Genomic DNA, 20,877 nt, shown 5'->3' on the forward strand with positions numbered 1-20,877 from the left:
CATCTCGGAGAACAGGGAAAAGTACGCCGCCGAACTGGAGAACTAGTTAGTTCGTGCTATGTATTGTTTTTTTCACACAATAGACGTATGATATAGGTAAACAAAAGGAGGTAGGCATATGGCTGGAAATACCACAAATATCAGCATCCGTATGGATTCCGACCTAAAGGCTCAGGCAGAGATTCTCTTCGGAGAGATGGGGATGAATATGACAACTGCTTTCAACATCTTCGTTCGCCAGTCGCTCCGTGAGGGCAGGATTCCTTTTGAAATCTCTGTAAACAATATAAACAGGGAAACCATGGCTGCGATGTTAGAGGCTGAGATTATCGCCAAAGACCCCTCAATCAAGGGCTACACCGATTTAGACAAGCTTTTTGCCGATCTCAGAAAATGAGAAAGACAAAACTAACTGTAAAACCGACCTCTCAGTTCAGAAAGGACTACAAACTAGCCTTTAAACGTGGGCTAAAGATAGAGCTCATAGAAGACGTCATCTCCATTCTGGCTATGGCTGAGGAGCTCCCCCCAAAAAACAGGGATCACGCTCTTTCCGGAAATTGGACAGGGCATCGAGAGTGTCATATTCAGCCTGATTGGTTACTGATATATCGTGTGGAAGCATCGGTCCTGGTGTTGACCCTTACCCGGACAGGAACACATGCGGATCTTTTCGGGAAATAAAGCACCCTGTGGGACGGAAAATCCCTCAGGGTGCTTGTGTTAAAAAGGGCAATACCACAAAGGTTCCGAAGCCTTCGTCGAGGAAGAGCGAGTCCACTTATACCATCTTCTCCAGACGTACCAGCTTGTCGAACTCCTCTCCGGACAGACTCCTCATGGCTACCGCCGCCTCTTTCGTTGTTGCTGCTCTGACTTCGGTTCACGTAATCGTTCGGGTGGATCGAAAACCTGGAATCGTCGGATGCTATCCCGGCTATTTTTTACAAGTCCTAAATCAAAGGTGCGGAGTCTCTTTCTCTTGTGAGATCCTTGACCGTTAAACCGTATAGTGCTAATTTTATAAAAAAATAACCGCAGGGAAGGTTCTCTCAGTGATGGACTAGGGAGGGAAATACCCGAAAACGGACGCAAAAACGCGGTGCGTCTACGGCCTTATCCGGACGAAAGCGCTTGACAGTCGGCTCCTGCCTAAATATATTAGAGAATATTTTAATTTTGGAGGACTGCGCCCAGCATCCTCATTACCGTCTCTGTCGTGGCAAGAAAACCAATTACCCATGAGGAGCTTGAGAAATGGTCGAAGTCTGGCGGAGCAGCGGACAAAAGAAGAAAAGGACGAAGCTGAATGAGCAGTAAGAACGAAAATAACAATTCAGTCGACTTGGATATTGGGACCCTCTCCGGACATCTATGGGAGACGGCCAATATCCTGCGTGGTCCAGTAGACGCGGCCGATTTCAAGACTTACATCTTCCCACTGCTGTTCTTCAAGCGGCTCTCCGATGTCTATGACGAAGAGTATACCGTGGCGCTGGAAGAATCAGACGGCGACGTGGAATTTGCCCAGTTCCCCGAGAACCACCGTTTCCAGGTTCCGGAGGGCTGCCACTGGAAAGATGTCCGGGCCAAGAGCGCCAATATCGGCCATGCGCTCCAGAAGGCGATGCGTTGTATCGAGCAGGCCAATCCGGACACCCTGCACGGCATCTTCGGTGATGCCCAGTGGACCAACAAAGACCGCCTTTCGGACGCGCTGCTTAAGGACCTGATCGAACACTTCTCGTCGCTCAACCTGGGCAACGAGCACTGTAAGGCGGACATTCTCGGCCAGGCCTATGAATATCTGATCAAGAAATTTGCCGACCTGACCAACAAGAAGGCTGGTGAATTCTATACCCCACGCTCCGTGGTCGCGTTGATGGTGCGCATCCTTGCGCCCAAAGCCGGGGAAACCATACCGGCCGCGCCCAGAACGAGCTGCTGCCGAAACACGTGGACAACATCCATCGCTGGTACGAGGGATATCAGGATGTGGAAGGAATCTGCCGGGTGGTCACTCTCGACGAGATCCGCGAGAACGATTTCAACCTGAACATCCCCCGCTACGTGGAACCGGTGATCGAGGAAGAATCCATGACCATCGATCAGGCCATCGCCAATCTCAAAGAATCGCTGCAGGCGGCGTATGCGGCCGAGGATCGGTTGAAGGCGTTGCTCGAAAAAGAAGGGTTAATGGCATGACTAACACATCAACCAGAGTCGAACGTGCGCAGAAACCACGCAAATGCCCCGAATGCGGGCTCAAGATTTTCCGGAGGCAGGTGCAATGATTTCCCAATCCCAACTCGAATCCTACCTCTGGGGTGCGGCTACCTTACTGCGCGGCTATATCGACGCCGGGGACTACAAGCAGTTCATCTTCCCGCTGCTGTTCTACAAACGCCTGTGCGACGTCTATGACGAGGAGCTGGCCGATGCGCTGAAGGAATCCGGCGGCGATCAGGAATACGCCGCGCTTCCCGAACAGCACCGCTTTCATATTCCGGAGGACGCTCACTGGAAGGCCACCCGCACCAAGGTCAAGAACGTCGGTAAGGCCATTCAGGATGCACTGCGGGCTATCGAAACAGCCAATCCCGACACCCTGTACGGGGTCTTCGGCGACGCTCAGTGGACCAACAAGGACCGCCTGCCGGACCACATGCTGCGCGAGCTCATAGAGCACTTCAGTTCGCAGACGCTTTCGCTCTCTAACTGCCCGGAAGATGAGCTGGGCGTGGGCTACGAGTTTCTGATCAAAAAGTTCGCCGACGATTCCGGCCACACCGCTGCGGAATTCTATACCAACCGCACCGTGGTTCATCTGATGACCGAGATACTCGAACCCAAACCGGGTGAATCGATCTATGACCCCACCTGCGGTTCGGCGGGCATGCTGCTCTCCGCCGTAGCTCACCTGAAGCGACAGAATAAGGAGTGGCGGAACCTGCGACTGTTCGGCCAGGAGCGCAACCTGCTCACCTCCGCCATCGGCCGGATGAACCTGTTCCTGCACGGCGTTGAGGACTTCCGTATCGTCCGGGGCGATACCCTGGGTAACCCCGCCTTTGTCGAAGGCGACCGGCTCATGCAGTTCGATGTGGTCCTGGCCAATCCGCCGTACTCCATCAAACAGTGGGACCGCGATGCATGGTCCGCCGATCCGTGGGGCCGAAGCCTCTACGGCACCCCGCCCCAGGGCCGCGCCGACTATGCCTTCTGGCAACACATCATCAAAAGCATGAAGGCCAAGAGCGGCCGCTGCGCCATCCTGTTTCCGCATGGTGTCCTCTTCCGCAATGAAGAACTGGCCATGCGCGAGAAGTTGGTCGCCCACGACGTGGTGGAGTGTGTGCTGGGCCTCGGCCCCAACCTCTTTTACAACTCACCCATGGAAGCCTGCGTCGTTATCTGTCGGATGAACAAGCCTAAAGAGCGCAGGAACAAGGTGCTCTTCATCAACGCGGTGAACGAGGTGACACGCGAGCGGGCGCAGAGCTTCCTCACTAACGACCACATCCAGCGCATTGTCGCCGCCTACAAGGCTTTCGGTGACGAGGACGGCTTTGCCCGGGTGGTCTGCAATGACGAGGTGCGGGAGAAAGGCAGCAACCTAAGCATCCCACTCTACGTTCGATCGGATAACGGAAACGGCAATAGCAACGGAGCAGCCGAAACGGTCAGCCTCAAGCAGGCCATTTCGAACTGGCAGCAAAGCTCGATGGAATTGCGGGAGTCGATGGACGACCTTTTTGAGGTTCTTGAGCAACGGACAGACCATTCTCGTGGCGGCACGAGAATGGTTCAGGATCAATTCCCTGACGCCTGGAATTTGATTGGGGCCTCCGGTGGAAAAGAGCCACGATCATGAAAGCGGAGAAAGGAATGAGCGAACTGAACAATCCAGGTCCGGACTATGCGCACCTCCTTGCCGAGGTGAAAGAGCGCATCCGCTCCGCCCAATACGAAGCCTTAAAGGCGGTCAACAAGGAGCTGGTCGGCCTGTACTGGGATATCGGGCGGATGATCGTGGAACGGCAGGATGTTGAAGGCTGGGGCAAGGCGGTGGTGGAACGCCTGTCCGCCGACTTGCGGCAAGAATTTCCCGGCGTGGGTGGCTTTTCGGTTCAGAATCTCTGGTATATGCGCCAGTTCTATTTGGAGTATCACGAGAGTGAAAGACTCCAACCACTGGTTGGAGAAATTGCCTGGACGCATAACCTTGCTATTATGAGCAAATGCAAAGACCCGCTGGAGCGGGAATTCTATCTGCGCATGACCCGTAAATTCGGTTGGTCTAAAAACGTACTCATTCATCAGATCGCCAACCAGAGCTATGAAAAATCCCTGCTCGGCCAAGCCAATTTCGATCAGACGCTTACACCGAAACTTCGCGCCCAGGCCAAGTTGGCGGTAAAAGACGAATACACCTTCGATTTTCTGGAGCTGGGTGAGGAATACAGCGAGCGGGAGCTGGAACGGGCGCTCATCACCCGGATCGAGGATTTTCTGCGGGCCATGGGCGGCATGTTCGCCTTCATGGGTAGTCAGTACCGGTTGGAGATTGACGGTGAAGAGTTCTTTATCGACCTGCTGCTGTTTCATCGGCGGTTGCGCTGCATGGTGGCCGTTGAGCTGAAGATCGGCAAATTCAGGCCGGAGTTCGTCGGCAAGATGCAGTTTTACCTGACAGCGCTGGACCGACAGGTCCGCCAAGAGGATGAGAACTCCTCCATCGGCATCATCCTGTGCAAGGAGAAGAGTCGCACCATTGTCGAGTACGCCCTGCACGACGCCCGCAAGCCCATCGGCGTGGCAACCTACGAAATCACCAAGACTCTGCCCAGGGAACTGAGAGGGCAATTGCCCCAGCCGGAAGAGATCGCAGCCTTGCTTGAGAGGATTGACGAATGAGTGCACACCCTCCTTTTGATCCGGGTACAGTCGAGGCCATTTCCAAAGTGCTTGGAGAGGCCGGATCAGGGACAGACATCAGTCGATATTTCCAGACGAACTGTCTGCTTGATGAGTCTGGGGAATCCACCAAGTGGCGGCGGATTAATGCGGTATTTCTGGAAAGCCAGGCCACGACAAAAAGCGCCAACCAGATTCTTGCTTTTATCAGATCCTACCTTGTCCCAACGCGCTTCGTCGGAAAACGAGATGAGTTCGAACACCATCGTAGCGAACTGAACGCCGTGTTAATTCTGCATGGCCTCGAATACGGAAAGGACGGCCAATTCAGATACACAACTCAAGCCAGAACCCTTGATGAAGCAGAGGCACGAGCTCAGGGTGTTCGCAATAAGTTGGCACCCCGCAATACTCATCCTGAAGTGTAACTATTCAGTCGCTCCAGCCAGGAAGAGAACCTGACCATCGAGAGCCATAGACATGGCCTCGAATATATTGATCGAGTGCTTCTTCGCCGTAATGAGGAACGACATTATTTTGGCATAGTCACTAGCCCCTTCCGAGGTTCGGAAGCAGCCCGATATTTTAAGCTTCGCTTTGAAGTTGCGAATGTTTCGCTCAGCCTCGTTATTGTCGAAGGGGATCGCAAAGTCCCTGGCATAGAGCAGGATCTCCTCCTTATGGTCCCTAAATCTCTCCAGGAGGTTCCTGGCCTTGCCTTTTTTGGGCCTGCCTCTTGTCCCCTTTCCAGTAGGTAGAGGGTTTTGAGCCAGACCGGAGGCAAGTAAGTCATCGAAGGGCTTGTCGATCCTGTAGCGACAGCAATAAGGTGAAAAACGGTCCTTACCGGCCGCGATAAACTCCTTCTTTTTGTGCTGGGCCCATACCAGGAGCTTTTTTAGGTCTGAGGCCCATTCCTGTCCGGTGTTTTCGTGGATGGCCCTTAGCTCCCGAATGAGGTGAGCGTTGCAATAGACGTGGTTCACGTCAAATCTCTCGTAGGGACGCCAGAAATCATGGACAGCTATCCCCCTGAAACAGGGAAGTATCCCGGAGGCGACCATTCCATCGTAGCCTCGTTTCTTCTCGACGGAGATATAGGCGTAGTTGCGGTTACAGGCCACATGAGCCCAGCGGAGTCCTTTATCTACATTACGGCGAAGAAGAACTCGATCAATATATTCGAGGCTATGTCTATGGCTCTCGATGGTCAGATTCTCTTCCTGGCTGGGGCGACTGAATAGTTACGATATTTGCTTGGCAAATACAGAATGACGAAACAGAAAAACTTCCTGGGTATCTTCGAGTAATCGGGGTCAAGGATGTCGCTCAGGCGGCGGGGATCTTGTAAAAGGGGAATAAACACGCAAAAAGGACCAGAGCGCCCGGCTCCGGTCCTTTGTTTGGATAACGCACAATATCTTTCGCACATTTACTTGAGGTAAAACTTGGCAGTAGCCCCCCACAAGGGTTACGTTTTAGGTGACAAAGCCAAAAACATATCGTCCCGAGGGAGGGCTACCGCAAATGTACGATACCACAGATAACACCGGGCGATCATCGAACGTTACCGTCGCCGTGAGAGCTCGGTGGAAGAGGCCCTGATGGAGATTTCTCTGGCCGGAGTCTCGGCCCGCAGGGTCGAGGACAGTACCCCCCTACTTCCTTTTAGACCATCTTCTCCGGACGTACCAGCTTGTCGAACTCCTCACCGGACAGGCTACCCATGGCTACCGCCGCCTCTTTCAGTGTAATTCCCTCGGAGTGGGCCTTCTTGGCTATGGACGCCGCCCCGTCGTAGCCCAGCACCGGTGCCAGAGCTGTGACCAGCATCAGAGACCTGTCCCTTACCTGGGATATCCGCTCCTCGTCGGCCTCCAGACCTGCCAGACAACGGTCCGTGAAGGATTCCATGACGTCGCTCAAAAGGCCTATTGAGTTGAGCACCGCCTCGATGGTCACGGGCATGAAGACGTTCAGCTGGAAGTTGCCCTGGCTGGCGGCCACTCCGACGGTGGTGTCGTTTCCCATGACCCTCACCGCCACCATGGTGACAGCCTCCGCCTGGGTGGGGTTGACCTTGCCTGGCATGATGGAGCTTCCTGGTTCGTTCGCCGGTATGATAAGCTCTCCCAGCCCGCACCGGGGCCCGGACGCTAGCCACCTGACGTCGTTGGCTATCTTCATGAGGTCCGCCGCCAGGGCCTTGAGGACGCCGTGGAAGGCCACCAGTTCGTCCTTGCTGGTCAGGGAGTGGAACTTGTCCGGAGCGGTGCTGAAATCGACTCCCGTGAGCTCCCCTATCTCCTGGGCGACCTTTCTTCCGAAGTCCTCCGGGGCGTTCAGGCCCGTGCCGACCGCCGTACCTCCCAGGGCCAGATCCTTGAGATATTCCACCGAGGTGATCACCATGGACTGACACCTCTCCATCATGCGGACCCAGCCGCCTATCTCCTGTCCCAAGGTCAGAGGGGTGGCGTCCTGGAGGTGGGTTCTGCCTATCTTGACCAGGTCTCTGTAACGGTCGCTCTTCTCCCTCAGGACCTTCGTGATCCTATCCAGTGCGGGAAGGAGTCTTCTTTCCACAGCCAGTACCGTCGCCACGTGCATGGCGGTGGGAAAGACGTCGTTGCTGCTCTGGCTTCGGTTCACGTGGTCGTTCGGGTGGATCGAAAGCCTGGAATCGTCGGACGCTATTCTGGCTATCACCTCGTTGACGTTCATGTTCGTCTGGGTGCCGCTCCCGGTCTGCCAGAGAGACAGGGGGAACTGATCGGAAAAGTCCTCCGACAGTATCCTATCGGCCGCCTTGGCTATGGCTCGTCCTCTGTCCTCGTCCAAAACCTCAAGCTCCACGTTGACCACTGCTGCGGCCCTCTTTACTAGGACCAAAGCCTCTATTACCTCCTGAGGCATCTTCTCTCTGCCTATGGGAAAGTTGTTCAGGCTCCTCTGGGTCTGAGCCCCCCACAGGGCCTCCTCGGGAACCTGGACCTCCCCTAGGGAGTCTCTCTCTGTTCTGGTCTTCATTCTCCATCACTTCCTAATATTTATTTTTACCGTTTTGAACCTTCAATTTTTCCCTGAAAAAACTAAGTCGATACGTAAGTTGATATAATGGGGGAAAGGGGAAAGGGGTTAGTAGAATGGCAGGAGACGTTTTGGTCCGTTTCGGGGTGGCGGTTCCGGAAGGACTACTGAGGGATTTCGACCGCCAGATAGAGCGAAAGGGAGTTCCCAACCGCTCGGAGGCCATAAGACAGCTGATCCGGGACTCCATCTCGGACACCCGCTGGACCGAGGGGAAGGGCACCGTCTACGGATCTGTGACCATCTCCTACAACCACCATACCAGGGAGGCCTGTTCGACCCTGACCGACATACAGCACGATTTCGGCGACGTCATAATATGCACCAGCCACGTCCACGCCGATCACGACCACTGCGTGGAGGTCATAATGGTCAAGGGACAGGCGTCCAGGGTGAAGGCCCTCATAGAGGAGCTGTCGGGGGTAAGGGCGATAAACAACCTGTCGCCGGTCATAGCCTCCATACTTTAAAGAGGTCGTCGGGAGTTCCCGACGACCTCCGACTTTAACCTTTTAGGGCCACTACCTCTATCTCGACCATTCCGTCCAGAGGAAGTTTGGCTACCTGGAAGGCGCTCCTGGCGGGACACTCTCCCACGAAGAAGGACTTGTACACCTCGTTCATGGCGGCGAAGTTCTTCATGTCGCTGAGGAACACCGTGGTCTTAACGACCTTGTCCATGGAGCTTCCGGCCTTCTCGAGGATGGCCTTGACGTTCTCCAGGGCCTGTTTGGTCTGCTCCTCGATCGTATCGGGAAATGCCTTGGTTGCAGGATCCATCCCGAGCTGCCCGGAGGTGTAGACGAACTGCTCCGTCTCTATTCCCTGGCTGTAGGGACCTATGGCCGCAGGGGCCTTATCGGTGGCTATCGCTTTTCTCAACTTACATCCCTCCTGTTTTTTATGGTTCCCTTCAATTATAACCAGCATCGTCGAAGACAACCACCCGGTTTCGCCCGTCTTTTTTGGCCCTGTAGAGGGCCTCGTCGGCCATGTTGGAGAGGTTTTCAAGGGACGCCCTTCCGTTCCACAGGGCCAGTCCGAAGCTGGCCGTCACTCCCTGAAAGCCGTCTCCCAGTGCATCGCATATCCTCTTTCTCAGGTCCTCGGCCACTATCAGGGATTTATCCAGGTCCTGCTCCAGGGCCACCATGAACTCGTCGCCGCCCCAGCGCCCGAACAGATCTCCCATCCTCAGACGGCCCGACACCGCCTCGCTGGCCAGCACCAGGGCCCGATCTCCCTCCAGGTGACCTCTGGCGTCGTTCAAATCTTTAAATCGATCGAGATCGAACATTATGAGGCAGAGGGGAAGCCTTTTCCGGTCCATCTTCTCCTGAAGGAGAAACTCGAACCTCTGGCGGTTCAGTATACCGGTGAGTTTGTCTATGGAGGCCATCTTCTCCAGTTTTTTGGTGAGCTCCAACCTCTCCTCCTCTATCCTCTTCCGTCTGTCCACGTCCATGATCGTGCCTATCATCCTTAGAGGGGATCCGTCGGACCTTCGATCCACCACCCGGCCTCTCTCCAAAACCCATCGCCATCTTCCGTCGCCTCGGTCCATCCTGTACTCGACACGGTACTCGTCGCCTCTATCCAGGTGTCCCGTAAGGGCCTTATTTATGTCGTCCCGATCGTCCCCATGGGCCATCTCTCTCCAGGCCCGATAGGGGAATCGTTCCTCGACGTCGCCGCTTCCGCCCCATGAACTGCCGCTGACGTACATGGTCATGGTGGGTACGTCGAGCTCCCACAGACCGTCTTCGTTGGCCTCCATGGCGAGACGCAGCCTCTCCTCGCTGCGTCTGAGAGCCCTCTCCGTCTCGACTCTGGAGGTCGTGTCCCTGACGACCATAACGACGATGGACCGTCCTTCCAGCTCAGTTATCCTGACGCTTATCTCCACCGGAAAGGGACCGGAGGGACCTTTGTGGACGGCCTGGAACAGCCCGCCCTCCTTGGGGCTGGAGTTTATCCTTCGGAGGAAGGCGGTGAGCTCTTCGTCGTCCATGAGGTCGTCCATACGGGAGTTGAGCATCCTCTCCTCCGACAGGCCGTACATGCCAAGAGCCGCCATGTTGGCCTCCAGTATGGATCTGTCCCATCGGGATGCCATTATTATGGCGTCTCGGGAGGATGTAAAGAGTATAGAGTACCTTCCGGCGGTTATGGGCCCCACGGGAAAGGAGCGGTGGTCCGACTGGGTCCTGTCCGGTATGGAGTGGTGCAGATGCTCCTGGATCCATCGGCCCTCGATCTTCCGGAAGACAACGGTCCTCCTGGTCTCGTATCTTATGGGCTCCCCCTTGACGTTGACACCGTAGACGGCCTGAAAGAAGAGCCAGCCGGCGTCCCCTCTGGCCTTGACGGTGACGAAACCGTCTATCAGCCTGAGTTCGTCCAGCTCGCCGAAATCACGGGAGAAGCCCTCCCTTATGGCTTCGGAACTTCGGCTGATCTCGTCCCTGCCCGTGCCTACGGATAAAACGTCCGGGGCCATCCACTTCATTATTCCCTCTATGTCGCCTCCGTCGTAGGATGCCATCCACTCCTGGAAGGCCTCGTATATCTCCAGCTCCTCCGGAGTGGGGGTTTCGTTGAGCAGTTTCAACGCGGAATGCCCCCTCCCGTCTTTTTCTTTCTATTTATTGTCCTCTGCCTACTATGATAAGATACGGAAGACATTACAACAACTAGGAGGGGCGATCAACATGACGAAGAGTTTAAAGGCCATAGCTCTGGCCACAGCGCTGATCACCGTATCGGCGTCTTCCGCCCTGGCGGAGGACCTGGGAGACAGGCTCTTTCGGATGTTCCTGGGCGAACTCGATCCACAAAGGGCTCAGATGATACTGAGTGAACCTCCGGAGGAATCCGGATTGGTCAAACACGTCTACATGGACATGGAGGGGGCCGATATAGGAGGAGTCCGGATAGACCGGATAACGATTGAGGGAATGGACGTTGCCTTCACCTCCCCCGATACATGGGGCACAGAGAGCGCCGACGTAACCTCCATACTGGCGACCAACGCCGTGGCGGTGATAAAGGAGGAGGACATAAACTCACACCTGAAAAGCAAGGAGTTCGGCGACGACGAAAAATGGAACAACCTCGCCCTGGATTTCTCTCCCGGTAGGGTCTACGCTAAGGGTTACTATCTGGCGGATCTCGTACTTTTGAGGTTAAACATATTGATAGAGATAGACGGAACCTTCAAGGTAAAAGAGGGCAAGCAGATATGGCTCGACGACTACACCCTGAAGGTCAATCGGGCCAAGGTTCCCGAGGGGCTGACCGACAGGGCCATGGCCAAGATACAGCCCATACTGGATCTGGGTAAGTTCATGTTCCCGCTGAAGCTCTCCGGAATAGAGCTCGATGAGGACCGGGCGGTGGTGAAGAGCGTCTCCGAGCCCAGGTCCTTCGAGGGGATGGTCTATGAATACGATGCCGAAACCGTTTCGAGAGATCTGTGACATAGAGGAGCGGCGGTGTTAAAATGCCCTCCATCCGTATAACGAAAGGGGGCAGATCGTCCCATGACGACCGCCGGAAAAGCTCTATCCTCCAAGACTAAAGTAGCCCTTCTATCCACAGGGCATCTGGTGAACGACGTACACACGGCGTTTCTCGACACCTTCTTGCCCTATCTGGTCAAGAATCTGGGTCTGTCCTACGCCCAGGCCGGTATACTGACGTCCCTATCAGGGGTGATCCACACGGTTTTTCAGCCGATAATGGGTCACGTGGCGGACAGACACACCAGGCCCTGGCCCATAATGTTCGGTCCCATAGCGGCGGCTCTGGGGGCATCCATGATACCTCTTTCGACCTCGTACGCCATGGCTCTGACCATGGTGACTTTGTGGGGGATAGGGGCTGCCACCTTCCACCCTCAGGGACAGGGCTCTCTGGGATACGTGGCCCCTCCGTCGGAGCTGGCCTTCGCCATTTCCCTCTTCGGGCTGGGAGGCATGTCCGGAGGTACCATCAGCTCAATCTATGCCATAGCCCTCTATCGTTACTTTCCCCACTGGGCGATGCCTGTAATAGCGGTTATTCCACCTCTGATACTGGCGGCAGTGTACTACAAAACCATGCCTAAGATAAGGGACAGATCTCCCGAGGAAGACAGCGACGACATCGGTATGATAAAAAACCTATCCTCCGTGTTTAAACGGATATACCCAATATGGGCCGTGACCATCCTGAGAGAATGTTCCCAAAAGGGAGTCCGTTTTCTCCTTCCCCTTCTGATAGTGTCGGAGGGAGGCTCGATCACCAAGGTGGGGACTTTTCTATTCTTCCTGTCCCTTACCGCGTCGATACTGCCTCTGATAGCGGCGAGGATAGCCATGGAGGTCGGAAACGTAAAAATCGTCAAGATAATAATCCCTCTGGCCTCCACCTTTTTGGTGATAGGATGGGCTACAGAGGGCTTTCTGTCCCTGGCTATGATAGTTATAGGAGGAGCGTCCATAACGGCCTGCAATCCCGCCACAGACGCCATGGCTCAGGAGCTGGCTCCCGACAAAAGAAGCACCGCCAGCTCTCTCATGATGGGCTTCTCCTTCGGACTGGCAGGAGTGGCCATGGCCCCTCTGGGATGGTTCACCGACGCTGCGGGACTCCGAGCCGCCCTGGGTATCGTGGCATTTCTGCCCTTTCTGTCCCTTCCGGTGATGTACCTGTTGTGGCCAAAAAAGGGACTTATCCGATAGGATAGGAGAGAAGGAGGTTTCGATATGTCTCTTATGGAGATAATAGGACCGGTCATGATAGGGCCGTCCTCGAGCCACACCGCCGGGGCGGCCAAACTTGGAAACGTGGCCAGAAGATTATGGGGCGGAGACATAAAGGAGGCCACCCTTTACCTCAGAGGCAGCTTCGCCGCTACCTACTGGGGACACGGCACAGACAGGGCCCTGGTAGGGGGGCTTATGGGATGGCACCCCGACGACGACAGAATACCCAGAGCCTTCGAGATAGCATCTGAATCGGGCATGATCTACCATTTCAAGGAGGAATTCGTGGACGGAGCCCACCCCAACTCGGTCCGTTTCGTCCTCTCCGACGGAGATAGGACCATGGAGATGGTGGGGGCCTCCATAGGTGGAGGCTCGGTGAGGATACAGGAGATAGACGGGTTTCCGGTGGACATAGACGGAGAGCTTCCGACCCTGGTGATATTCCACAGGGACAAGCCGGGGGTGATGGCGTCCATAACGTCCGAGCTATTCAGGATGAAGCTGAACATAGCCCAGATGACCCTCAAGAGAAAGGCACGGGGAAAGGACGCCATGGTGTTCATAGAGATGGACGGAGCCCTGGACGAGGAATCCCTGAAGAGCCTGGAGGGTTTTCACCACGCCTACACCAGGATGTTCCTGCTTCCCCCTGCCAGAGAGGAGATCGAATAATGAGGTCCTTCGGCGAGATGCTGGCCTACATGGAGGAAAACGGGGTTAACCTTCTGGAGGCCATACTGGAGAACGAGGCGGCGGAGCTCGAGTGTTCCACCGAACATGTGCTCCAGGGAATGGCGGACAGGCTGAAAACCATGAGACGGTCCATGGACGACGGCGCCAGAAAGGAGATGCACCCCAAGATAGTAGAGCTCGACGCCCCCAAGATGAGACGCTACCGCATGGAGAGAGATCCACTGTCGGGATCCATATCGGCCAGAGCTTCGGAGATAGCCCTGTCCATAAGCACCTGTAACTCCTCCATGGGCAGGGTGGTGGCGGCCCCTACAGCTGGAAGCTGCGGAATGCTCCCGGGAGTTCTTTTCTCCTGGGAGGAGCATCGAAACCCCGAGGGAGACCTTCTATCCGAGGGACTGACCGTGGCGGCCTTCATAGGTCAGATAATAGCCGAGAGGGCCACTCTGGCCGGGGCCGATGGAGGCTGTCAGGCCGAGTGCGGTGCCGCAGGGGCCATGGCTGCCGGAGCCCTGGTCTGGATGGAGGGAGGATCGGCGGACCAGGTATTCCAGGCCGTCGCTCTGACTCTGAAATCCATACTGGGGCTGGTATGCGATCCTGTGGCGGGGCTGGTGGAGGTCCCCTGCATAAAGAGAAACGGCATGCTCGTGTCTCTGGCCTTCATAGCGGCCGACATGGCTCTGGCGGGAATCAGGTCGGTGATACCGGCCGACGAGGTAGTGGACTCCCTCTACGAGGTCGGGCGATCCCTGCCTCCCAGCCTGAGAGAGACCGGCAGAGGCGGGGTGGCAGCCACATCTACAGGAAAGGCCATAACGGCAAAACTTAGAGAATCCGCGCCCTCCCTGGAGGGATGATGAGGAAAGGATGGTTCCATGACCTACAGAGATTGGTTCCCAAGCGGAAAAGGCGACTGGTTCGGACAGGGTGACGGAGGAGGGGAAGGCGAAGGCGGAAACAGGCCTCCCAAGTTCAAATTTCCTCTGAACAAAACCCTTACGATAACCCTGGTAATCCTGGGCCTCGGTCTGTTTTTGGTACAGGCCTCGGCGGGACTTCTGACCGATTACTACTGGTATCAGGCCCGAGGACTGACCTCGGTGTTCTGGATGAGGATACTGCCCCAATGGGCCCTATTCGGGGTGGCCTTCGTCCTCTCGTTTATAGCTCTGTCCGGATCTCTGAGGCTCGCCAAAAAGAGGGCCGCCGATATTTCCCTTCCGGACGAGATAGCACGGATGCTTCCCCTGAGGGCCCCCTTCGCCGGACTGATAATACTGGCGGCGGCGGTGCTGCTCGCCCTGATGTCGGCAAACGGCGTGAGGGACCAATGGGAGGTGGCGTTGAAGTTCATCAACGGAACCCCCTTCGGCACCTCGGACCCCATCTTCGGGAAGGACGTCGGCTTCTACGTCTTCACTCTGCCGTTTCTGAGACTGTTCCAGACCTGGCTGATGCAGCTGCTGTTCCTCTGTCTCGCAGGGGCGGCGGCCATATACGTCCTAACCCTCCTTCCCAAGATACAGCTTGAGCGGCGGGCCGACGTACCAAAGCCGGTAAGGGCCCATCTACTGATACTTGCGGCAATGATGGCCCTTAACTGGTCCTTCGGATATTGGCTGGAGAGGTTCAATCTGCTCTACTCGCCCAGAGGGGTGGCTTTCGGTGCCAGCTACACCGACATACACGCCGACCTGCTGGCCCTCAACGTCATGACCGCCCTGTCCGCCATAGTGGCGGTTCTTTTGGTCATAGGAATAGCCAGGAAAACCTGGAAATTCTCGGCGGCTGTGGTCGGAACCCTTTTCGTGGCCGGGTTCGTCCTGAGAGGCGTATACCCGAACATAATACAGAAATACGTGGTCGTTCCCAACGAGTTCACCAAGGAAAAACCCTACATAGAGAACAACATAAAGGCCACCAACGAGGCCTACGACCTGAACGACCTCACCATAATGGAGGTGGAACCGGGAGAAAGGGTAACCGAAAAAAACCTGGAGGCAGACCCAGACACACTGAGAAACGTACGTCTATGGGAGTACAGCCCTCTTCTCAGAAGCTACAAACAGCTTCAGGAGATAAGGAGCTACTACGACTTCCTCAACGCCGACATAGACCGCTACTCGGTTGACGGCCGAATAAGACAGGTGATGATAGCCGCCAGGGAGATCAACCTGAGGGAACTTCAAAACCCGACCTGGACAAACACCAAGCTGGAGTTCACCCACGGCTACGGAATCGTCATGAACCCGGTCAACGAGGTCAGCGTAAGCGGCCAGCCCATATTGTGGGTGAAGGACCTTCCTCCGGCGATGTCCATCCCCCTGTCCATAGATAGACCTCAGATATATTACGGGGAGACTCCGGAGAATTACGCCTTCGTCAACACCACGGTAGAGGAGTTCGACTATCCTATGGGAAACGCCAACGCCAGGACCGTATATAGCGGTCTGGGAGGGGTGCCTATGGGATCGATGTGGAGAAGGCTCATCTACGCCCTCGATTTCAACGATTCGAAGATAATATTCTCCAACGTCTTCACACCGGACAGCAAGATTATGTACAAGAGAAACATCCAGGGAAGGCTGAGAGAGGTGGCTCCGTTCCTGATGTACGACGGAGATCCCTATATGGCGGTTATAGACGGCAGGCTTCTCTGGATACAGGACTGCTACACCGCCACAGCGGACTATCCCTACTCCGAACCGGTACTGATAGGAACCGGAAGAGGGCGGTCCAGGATCAACTACATAAGAAACAGCGTCAAGGCCACTGTGGACGCCTACGACGGCACCATGACCTTCTACGTGATGAACGAGAACGACCCCCTTATAGATACCTGGAGAAAGATATTCCCCGACCTCTTCACCGACGGATCGAAGATGCCAGCGGAGGTAAAAGAACACATCAGGTACCCCAAGGGGCTCTTCTCAATACAGAGCGAGATATACAGGACATACCACATGAAAAACCCCAACACCTTCTACAACAAGGAGGACGTCTGGGAGACCATGAGGGACGGCGACGACAGGACGACGATGGACTCGTATTACCTAATGATGAAACTTGCGGGAGAGCAGGAGACCGAGTTCGCTATAATATCCCCCTTCATGCCTGTGGGGAAGAATAACCTCATAGCCTGGCTGGCAGGAAGGTCCGACGGAGATAACTACGGGGAGCTCTTGGTCTACAAGTTCCCGAAACAGAAGTTGATCTACGGACCGACCCAGGTAAACGCCCTGGTGGACCAGACCCCGGAGATATCGGCTCAGCTCTCCCTCTGGACCCAGAGGGGATCGGACGTCATAAGGGGTAACATGCTGGTCATACCGATAGACAACTCTCTTCTCTACGTCCAGCCACTGTACCTGAAGGCAGATAGGGGAGACCTGCCGGAACTCAAAAGGGTAATAGTCTCCACCGGCGGCAGAGTCGCTTGGGCAGAGGACTTCGGAACAGCCCTGTCCAAGCTGCTGGGACTCTCCGCCCCGCCCGAGATGATTCCATCCCTCAAAACTGAGACGGGAGTGGGTATGGACATACACCAACTGGCCGAAAGGGCCCAGGAAGCCTGGGAGGAATCCCAGAAGGCCCTTCAAGGAGGGGACTGGTCGTCCTACGGAGATTGGATGAAAGAGCTTGAAAAGGCCATAAGGCAGATGACCGACATGGCCGATACAGCCGAGTAGAAACGGTAAAGGATATTTTAGGCAAATAACTTTCGGCAGCCCCTTGAGAAAAAGTTCGAAAGAGGGTATGCTGTTCGAGGTAGATCAAGTTTTTCTCCATACCAACAACCTCCAGACCGACGACGGCGGACCATATGGTCCGCCGTCGTCGGTCTGTTTTTTAGAGATGCCCTCTAGGCTTTCGATACCGCTTCCGCCATGTTGGCCCCCAACTTATGAGCCTCCTCCAGGTCCTTACGATCGGGACGGCTCAATACCTCCACCTCCGGCTCCACCTTGGTCCAGCAGCTCTGCTCGGCGAAGGCCCTCATAGGCTTCATCGCGGCACCCTTGCTCCAGGTATAGGAGCCGCATATTCCTACGAAACGGCCGGATACCTTTTTGCCCTCCACTATGTCCATGAAGTGTTTTATCTTAGGGAACACACCTCCGTTGTAGCTGCACCCCACGAGGATCAACCCCCTGCACCGCCACAGATCCCTGACCAGCTCGGAAAGATCCGACGTGGCCGAGTTTTTGACCATAACGTCGGTGATGCCTCCGGAGTGAACTCCCTCGGCCACCGCCTCGGCAAGCCGGGCGGTGTTGCCGTACATGGATCCGTAGACCACCAACACCGCCCGGTCCGTCTCGTTCCGGGCCATTTTTTCGTAGAAGTCTATTATATAGTCCGGGTCTTTCCTGTAGACCGGTCCATGAGAGGGACACACTATGGCTATATCCAGCTTCATGTCCCTTATCTTGTTCAGTGCCTTCATCACGAAGGACGAGTATTTGCCCACTATGTTGGCGTAGTAGCGATAGGTTTCGTCCCTGTAGGAGTCGAGCTCCAACTGGTCGTCGAACACCCCTCCGTCCAGAGCTCCGAAGCTGCCGAAGGCGTCGCAGGAGAAAAGAGCCTTGGTGGATGTATCGTAGCTCACCATGGTTTCCGGCCAGTGGACCATGGGGATGAGGGCGAAGGTCAGCTTATGGTCTCCCAGGTCCAGAACGTCTCCGTCCTTCACCTCCAGGAAGTTGGGCAGAGGCCCGTAGAACTGGGTCAAGAACTTCAGGGTCTTGTCGTTTCCGACCACAGTTATGTCCGGGAAAGCCTGGACCATGACCTCCACCGCCCCGGAGTGGTCCGGTTCAACGTGGTTGACTATCATGTAGTCTACTGTCCTGTCCGGACCGAGGATTGCCTTGAGATTCTCCACGTACTGAGGATAGAAATCGGCCTTGACCCCGTCGATGACCGCCACCTTCTCGTCCGCCACCATGTAGGAGTTATAGGATATCCCCCGATTTAGAGGCCATAGGGCCTCGAAAAGATCGGTGGTCCTGTCGTTGACCCCAACCCACCAGGTTTTATCGGCTATCTGAACAGGTCCCTTCATTCCGCATCGCCTCCTTTATTTTTTAATCAACTCTCGACGGGCCTGAGTCCGCCGTTCCTCTCGACCGTGAATTTCCCGACCATGGACTGAAGGTCCTCCATCGACTCGGCCAGAGACTCGGCTTCCTCGGCCACCCTCTCCGCCGCCTTGGTGGTCCTTTCCGTGGCGTCCTGAATGGAGTTCATCGACTCGACCGATTCCATGGTGGAGTCTGTGACCGACTGTATGGCGGAGGTCATCTCCTCGCTGGAGGCGGCCTGTTCCTCCGCTACCGCCGCAAGGTTCTGTATGGCCTCGTTGACGTTCTTCATCTGGGACATGGCCTTCTGAAGCTGTTCCTCGGCGTCCTTGGCCTCCTTCACAGCCTCGGACAGAATAGAACCGGTGTTCTCCGTGGCCGAGATGGACCTCTTGGAGGTCTCCTGAAGTCCTTCTATGAGGTCGCCTATCTCCTTGGCAGACGCTCCGGATTCTTCCGCCAGCTTACGGACCTCCTCCGCTACGACCGCGAATCCCCTTCCGGCGTCTCCGGCCCGGGCGGCCTCTATGGCGGCGTTGAGGGCAAGCAGGTTCGTCTGGTCCGCTATGCCGGTGATGGTGGCCACGAATCCCGATATGGACTCGACCGCCTCGGCAAGCTCTCTGATGTTATCTATGCTGCGGGAGGACTGATCTCCGGCCTTCTCCATCCTGTCTATGGTGTGAAGCACCTTCTTCACGGCGTTTTCAGTCTCGGATATGCCCTTCTCCGAGGCCTCGGCCCCGCTGGAGGCGTCCTGTGCGGACTGCTGGGCCCCGGAGGCCACCTCCTCGACCGAGGCGTTGCTCTCCTGAAGAGCCGCCGAGTTACCCTCGGCTATGGTGAGCATCCTCTCCAGGGAGGTATTTACCTCCTCCATGGAGGAGGTGACCTGCTGTATCATGGAGGACATAGACTCGGATCGCTGGGTCGTGGCCTCTGTCTGGTCCACCACGTTCTTGATCGTGCCCCTCATGCTCTCTGCCATGCCGGCCATGGCGTGAGCCAGCTGGACCACCTCGTCTCGACCCTTTATTATTATATCCTCCCTGCGGAAGGTTAGGTCTCCGTCCTCGATCCTTTTGGCCACACCGAGCATCCTCTTGAGAGGAGCGGTGATGCTCCTGGAGAGGAGGATCGTCAAGGTCACGGCCAGTACCAATATTACCAAAGAGGATATACCTACCGCCGAGGCGAGTCCCTTTAGGTTCGCCAACGCCTCGGAAACGGGGACGGAGGCGGCCACCACCAGGCCGTTGGACAGTGTATCGAAGGCAGTCAACCTTTTTGCTCCTCCGAAAAAGGTGGTGGTTACACCTATTTTCTCATCCATAATGGTCCTATAGGTCGAAGCAATCTCGCCCTGATCCACGTCGGCCATGACAGGCCCGTCTATGGTCAAGGTAGGATGGGAGACAAAACATCCTTCGTCGTCTATCATGTAGACGTAACCGGTCTCCAGAACCTTCATGCTCTTCAGGGCGTTATCGATGAAGGAGAAATCCAGAGACATCCCTATGACTGCGACCTTCTTGCCGTTCATCTCGACGGCCATATCGTAGTCGATCCTCTTCTCTCCGTTCTCGTCCACGTAGACCTCGGACCAGACGGGGTTGTCGGATCCTATAGCGGAACGGAACCATTTGGTTTTTTCGTCGGAGGGGTTCTTAAGATCCTCTAACGTGAAGTTCTGATCCATCACGGGCTGGAGAACGCCGTCTTTTTTGGTAAACCACACTTTCTGGACCGACGTAAGGTCCGGAAATACCTCGGGGTTGAACACTATGTAGATGTCCCTGACCTCGTCTATCTGCTCGGCCAGACGCCCCACGAAAGAGGTGTTCTGAGAGGCGAACTGATAGAAATAGATCTCCCCGCTCATGGAGGCCAGATCGACGTTGAAGGTCGAGAGGATGGCCGCCTTAAGGGCCAGAAGCTCGCCGTTGAACTCGTTGAACTTGCCCTCTATGAACTCGCCGTTTTTCAAGACTACCTCCTGACAGTAGTCCTCCGAGGAGCTCACCAGTGCCACCTTGCTTCTCCAATAAGACAGACCTGCCACAAGGGACGTCGTTCCCAACAGCAGGACCACCACGAACACGGTGATCTTGGTCCCTATAGTTTTGAAACCCATAATTCGATCTCCCTCCGTAAAACTCAGTTTGGATCCAGTGTAACACATAGGATTACTGCCTTGTATATTCCGTCTACCTAAGGAAACCTCTAAAAACTCATGTTCGAGTTTCCTCTTAGATATCGTTTCGGCGAAGCCCGTTCGAGCCCGTATTCCCGACCTGCCGTCGTGTAGTACGGATGGGGCGACAGGACGTCGCCCC

Annotated in this window: 19 protein-coding genes and 1 pseudogene; 14 read left to right on the forward strand and 6 right to left on the reverse strand. The window is 55.6% G+C overall.

From position 1 onward, the window contains the following. The first annotated feature begins 118 nt into the window (after positions 1–118). From DPEP_RS04690 to DPEP_RS04715, 7 genes are all read left to right on the forward strand, one after another. Positions 119–397: a type II toxin-antitoxin system RelB/DinJ family antitoxin gene (locus DPEP_RS04690; RefSeq protein ID WP_005660042.1), complete on the forward strand. Its 279-nt coding sequence runs from the start codon at positions 119–121 to the stop codon at positions 395–397. Continuing rightward, positions 394–684: a type II toxin-antitoxin system YafQ family toxin gene (locus DPEP_RS04695; protein WP_005660043.1), complete on the forward strand. Its 291-nt coding sequence runs from the start codon at positions 394–396 to the stop codon at positions 682–684. Before DPEP_RS04690 ends, DPEP_RS04695 begins: the two co-directional genes overlap by 4 nt. A gap of 625 nt (positions 685–1,309) precedes the next feature. After that, on the forward strand, positions 1,310–2,056 hold the full coding sequence (locus DPEP_RS04700) for a type I restriction-modification system subunit M N-terminal domain-containing protein (RefSeq protein ID WP_005660044.1): 747 nt from the start codon (positions 1,310–1,312) through the stop codon (positions 2,054–2,056). Beyond that, positions 1,957–2,205 carry an N-6 DNA methylase gene (locus DPEP_RS13545; RefSeq protein ID WP_241760461.1) on the forward strand — a complete coding sequence of 83 codons (249 nt, stop codon included), beginning with the start codon at positions 1,957–1,959 and terminating at the stop codon, positions 2,203–2,205. The genes DPEP_RS04700 and DPEP_RS13545 overlap by 100 nt, the downstream gene beginning before the upstream one ends. An 85-nt stretch (positions 2,206–2,290) precedes the next feature. Further along, positions 2,291–3,874 (forward strand): type I restriction-modification system subunit M, encoded by a 1,584-nt coding sequence (locus DPEP_RS12715; protein WP_005660048.1) that lies wholly within the window; start codon positions 2,291–2,293, stop codon positions 3,872–3,874. After that, positions 3,871–4,917, forward strand: a complete 1,047-nt coding sequence (locus tag DPEP_RS04710) for a PDDEXK nuclease domain-containing protein (RefSeq protein ID WP_005660050.1) — start codon at positions 3,871–3,873, stop codon at positions 4,915–4,917. Before DPEP_RS12715 ends, DPEP_RS04710 begins: the two co-directional genes overlap by 4 nt. Continuing rightward, positions 4,914–5,345, forward strand: a complete 432-nt coding sequence (locus DPEP_RS04715) for a hypothetical protein (protein ID WP_040383051.1) — start codon at positions 4,914–4,916, stop codon at positions 5,343–5,345. Before DPEP_RS04710 ends, DPEP_RS04715 begins: the two co-directional genes overlap by 4 nt. On the opposite strand, the gene DPEP_RS04720 is transcribed toward DPEP_RS04715, so the two are convergent. After that, positions 5,346–6,041 carry an IS66 family transposase gene (locus DPEP_RS04720; protein WP_005660052.1) on the reverse strand — a complete coding sequence of 232 codons (696 nt, stop codon included), beginning with the start codon at positions 6,039–6,041 and terminating at the stop codon, positions 5,346–5,348. 429 nt (positions 6,042–6,470) lie between these two features. Here DPEP_RS04720 and DPEP_RS13740 point away from each other — a divergent pair. After that, positions 6,471–6,581, forward strand: a pseudogene (locus tag DPEP_RS13740) (transposase); the annotation flags it as partial. A 4-nt stretch (positions 6,582–6,585) separates the two neighbouring features. On the opposite strand, the gene fumC reads toward DPEP_RS13740, so the two are convergent. Next, positions 6,586–7,947, reverse strand: a complete 1,362-nt coding sequence (gene fumC / locus DPEP_RS04725) for a class II fumarate hydratase (RefSeq protein WP_005660053.1) — start codon at positions 7,945–7,947, stop codon at positions 6,586–6,588. 116 nt (positions 7,948–8,063) lie between these two features. On the opposite strand from fumC, the gene nikR reads away from it, so the two are divergent. Beyond that, positions 8,064–8,477 (forward strand): nickel-responsive transcriptional regulator NikR, encoded by a 414-nt coding sequence (gene nikR / locus DPEP_RS04730; protein WP_040382409.1) that lies wholly within the window; start codon positions 8,064–8,066, stop codon positions 8,475–8,477. Positions 8,478–8,511: 34 nt separating this feature from the next. On the opposite strand, the gene DPEP_RS04735 is transcribed toward nikR, so the two are convergent. Beyond that, positions 8,512–8,889, reverse strand: coding sequence for a RidA family protein (locus DPEP_RS04735; RefSeq protein ID WP_005660056.1), 378 nt, complete (start codon positions 8,887–8,889; stop codon positions 8,512–8,514). Between the two features lie 31 nt (positions 8,890–8,920). Next, entirely contained in the window at positions 8,921–10,618 is a 1,698-nt protein-coding gene (locus DPEP_RS04740) for a diguanylate cyclase (RefSeq protein WP_005660058.1), read from the reverse strand. Between the two features lie 100 nt (positions 10,619–10,718). Here DPEP_RS04740 and DPEP_RS04745 point away from each other — a divergent pair, with 100 nt between their 5' ends. The 5 genes from DPEP_RS04745 to DPEP_RS04765 all read left to right on the forward strand — a co-directional run bounded on the left by DPEP_RS04745 (position 10,719) and on the right by DPEP_RS04765 (position 17,143). Next, positions 10,719–11,486: an LmeA family phospholipid-binding protein gene (locus tag DPEP_RS04745; RefSeq protein WP_005660060.1), complete on the forward strand. Its 768-nt coding sequence runs from the start codon at positions 10,719–10,721 to the stop codon at positions 11,484–11,486. A 63-nt stretch (positions 11,487–11,549) separates the two neighbouring features. Then, complete coding sequence (locus tag DPEP_RS04750; protein ID WP_005660062.1) at positions 11,550–12,731, forward strand: MFS transporter; 1,182 nt, start codon at positions 11,550–11,552, stop codon at positions 12,729–12,731. 24 nt (positions 12,732–12,755) lie between these two features. After that, positions 12,756–13,430, forward strand: coding sequence for an L-serine ammonia-lyase, iron-sulfur-dependent subunit beta (gene sdaAB / locus DPEP_RS04755; protein ID WP_005660064.1), 675 nt, complete (start codon positions 12,756–12,758; stop codon positions 13,428–13,430). Then, a complete protein-coding gene (gene sdaAA / locus DPEP_RS04760) occupies positions 13,430–14,311 on the forward strand; it encodes an L-serine ammonia-lyase, iron-sulfur-dependent, subunit alpha (RefSeq protein WP_005660065.1) in 882 nt (293 codons plus the stop codon). Before sdaAB ends, sdaAA begins: the two co-directional genes overlap by 1 nt. Before the next feature lie 18 nt (positions 14,312–14,329). Beyond that, positions 14,330–17,143 carry a UPF0182 family membrane protein gene (locus tag DPEP_RS04765; RefSeq protein WP_005660066.1) on the forward strand — a complete coding sequence of 938 codons (2,814 nt, stop codon included), beginning with the start codon at positions 14,330–14,332 and terminating at the stop codon, positions 17,141–17,143. Positions 17,144–17,316: 173 nt separating this feature from the next. On the opposite strand, the gene DPEP_RS04770 is transcribed toward DPEP_RS04765, so the two are convergent. Both DPEP_RS04770 and DPEP_RS12720 read right to left on the reverse strand, forming a co-directional pair. Continuing rightward, complete coding sequence (locus DPEP_RS04770; RefSeq protein ID WP_005660067.1) at positions 17,317–18,522, reverse strand: FprA family A-type flavoprotein; 1,206 nt, start codon at positions 18,520–18,522, stop codon at positions 17,317–17,319. Positions 18,523–18,548: 26 nt separating this feature from the next. After that, on the reverse strand, positions 18,549–20,675 hold the full coding sequence (locus tag DPEP_RS12720; RefSeq protein WP_005660068.1) for a methyl-accepting chemotaxis protein: 2,127 nt from the start codon (positions 20,673–20,675) through the stop codon (positions 18,549–18,551). Between the last annotated feature and the right edge of the window lie 202 nt (positions 20,676–20,877).

The sequence above is a fragment of the Dethiosulfovibrio peptidovorans DSM 11002 genome, from assembly GCF_000172975.1.
Classification (GTDB): domain Bacteria; phylum Synergistota; class Synergistia; order Synergistales; family Dethiosulfovibrionaceae; genus Dethiosulfovibrio; species Dethiosulfovibrio peptidovorans.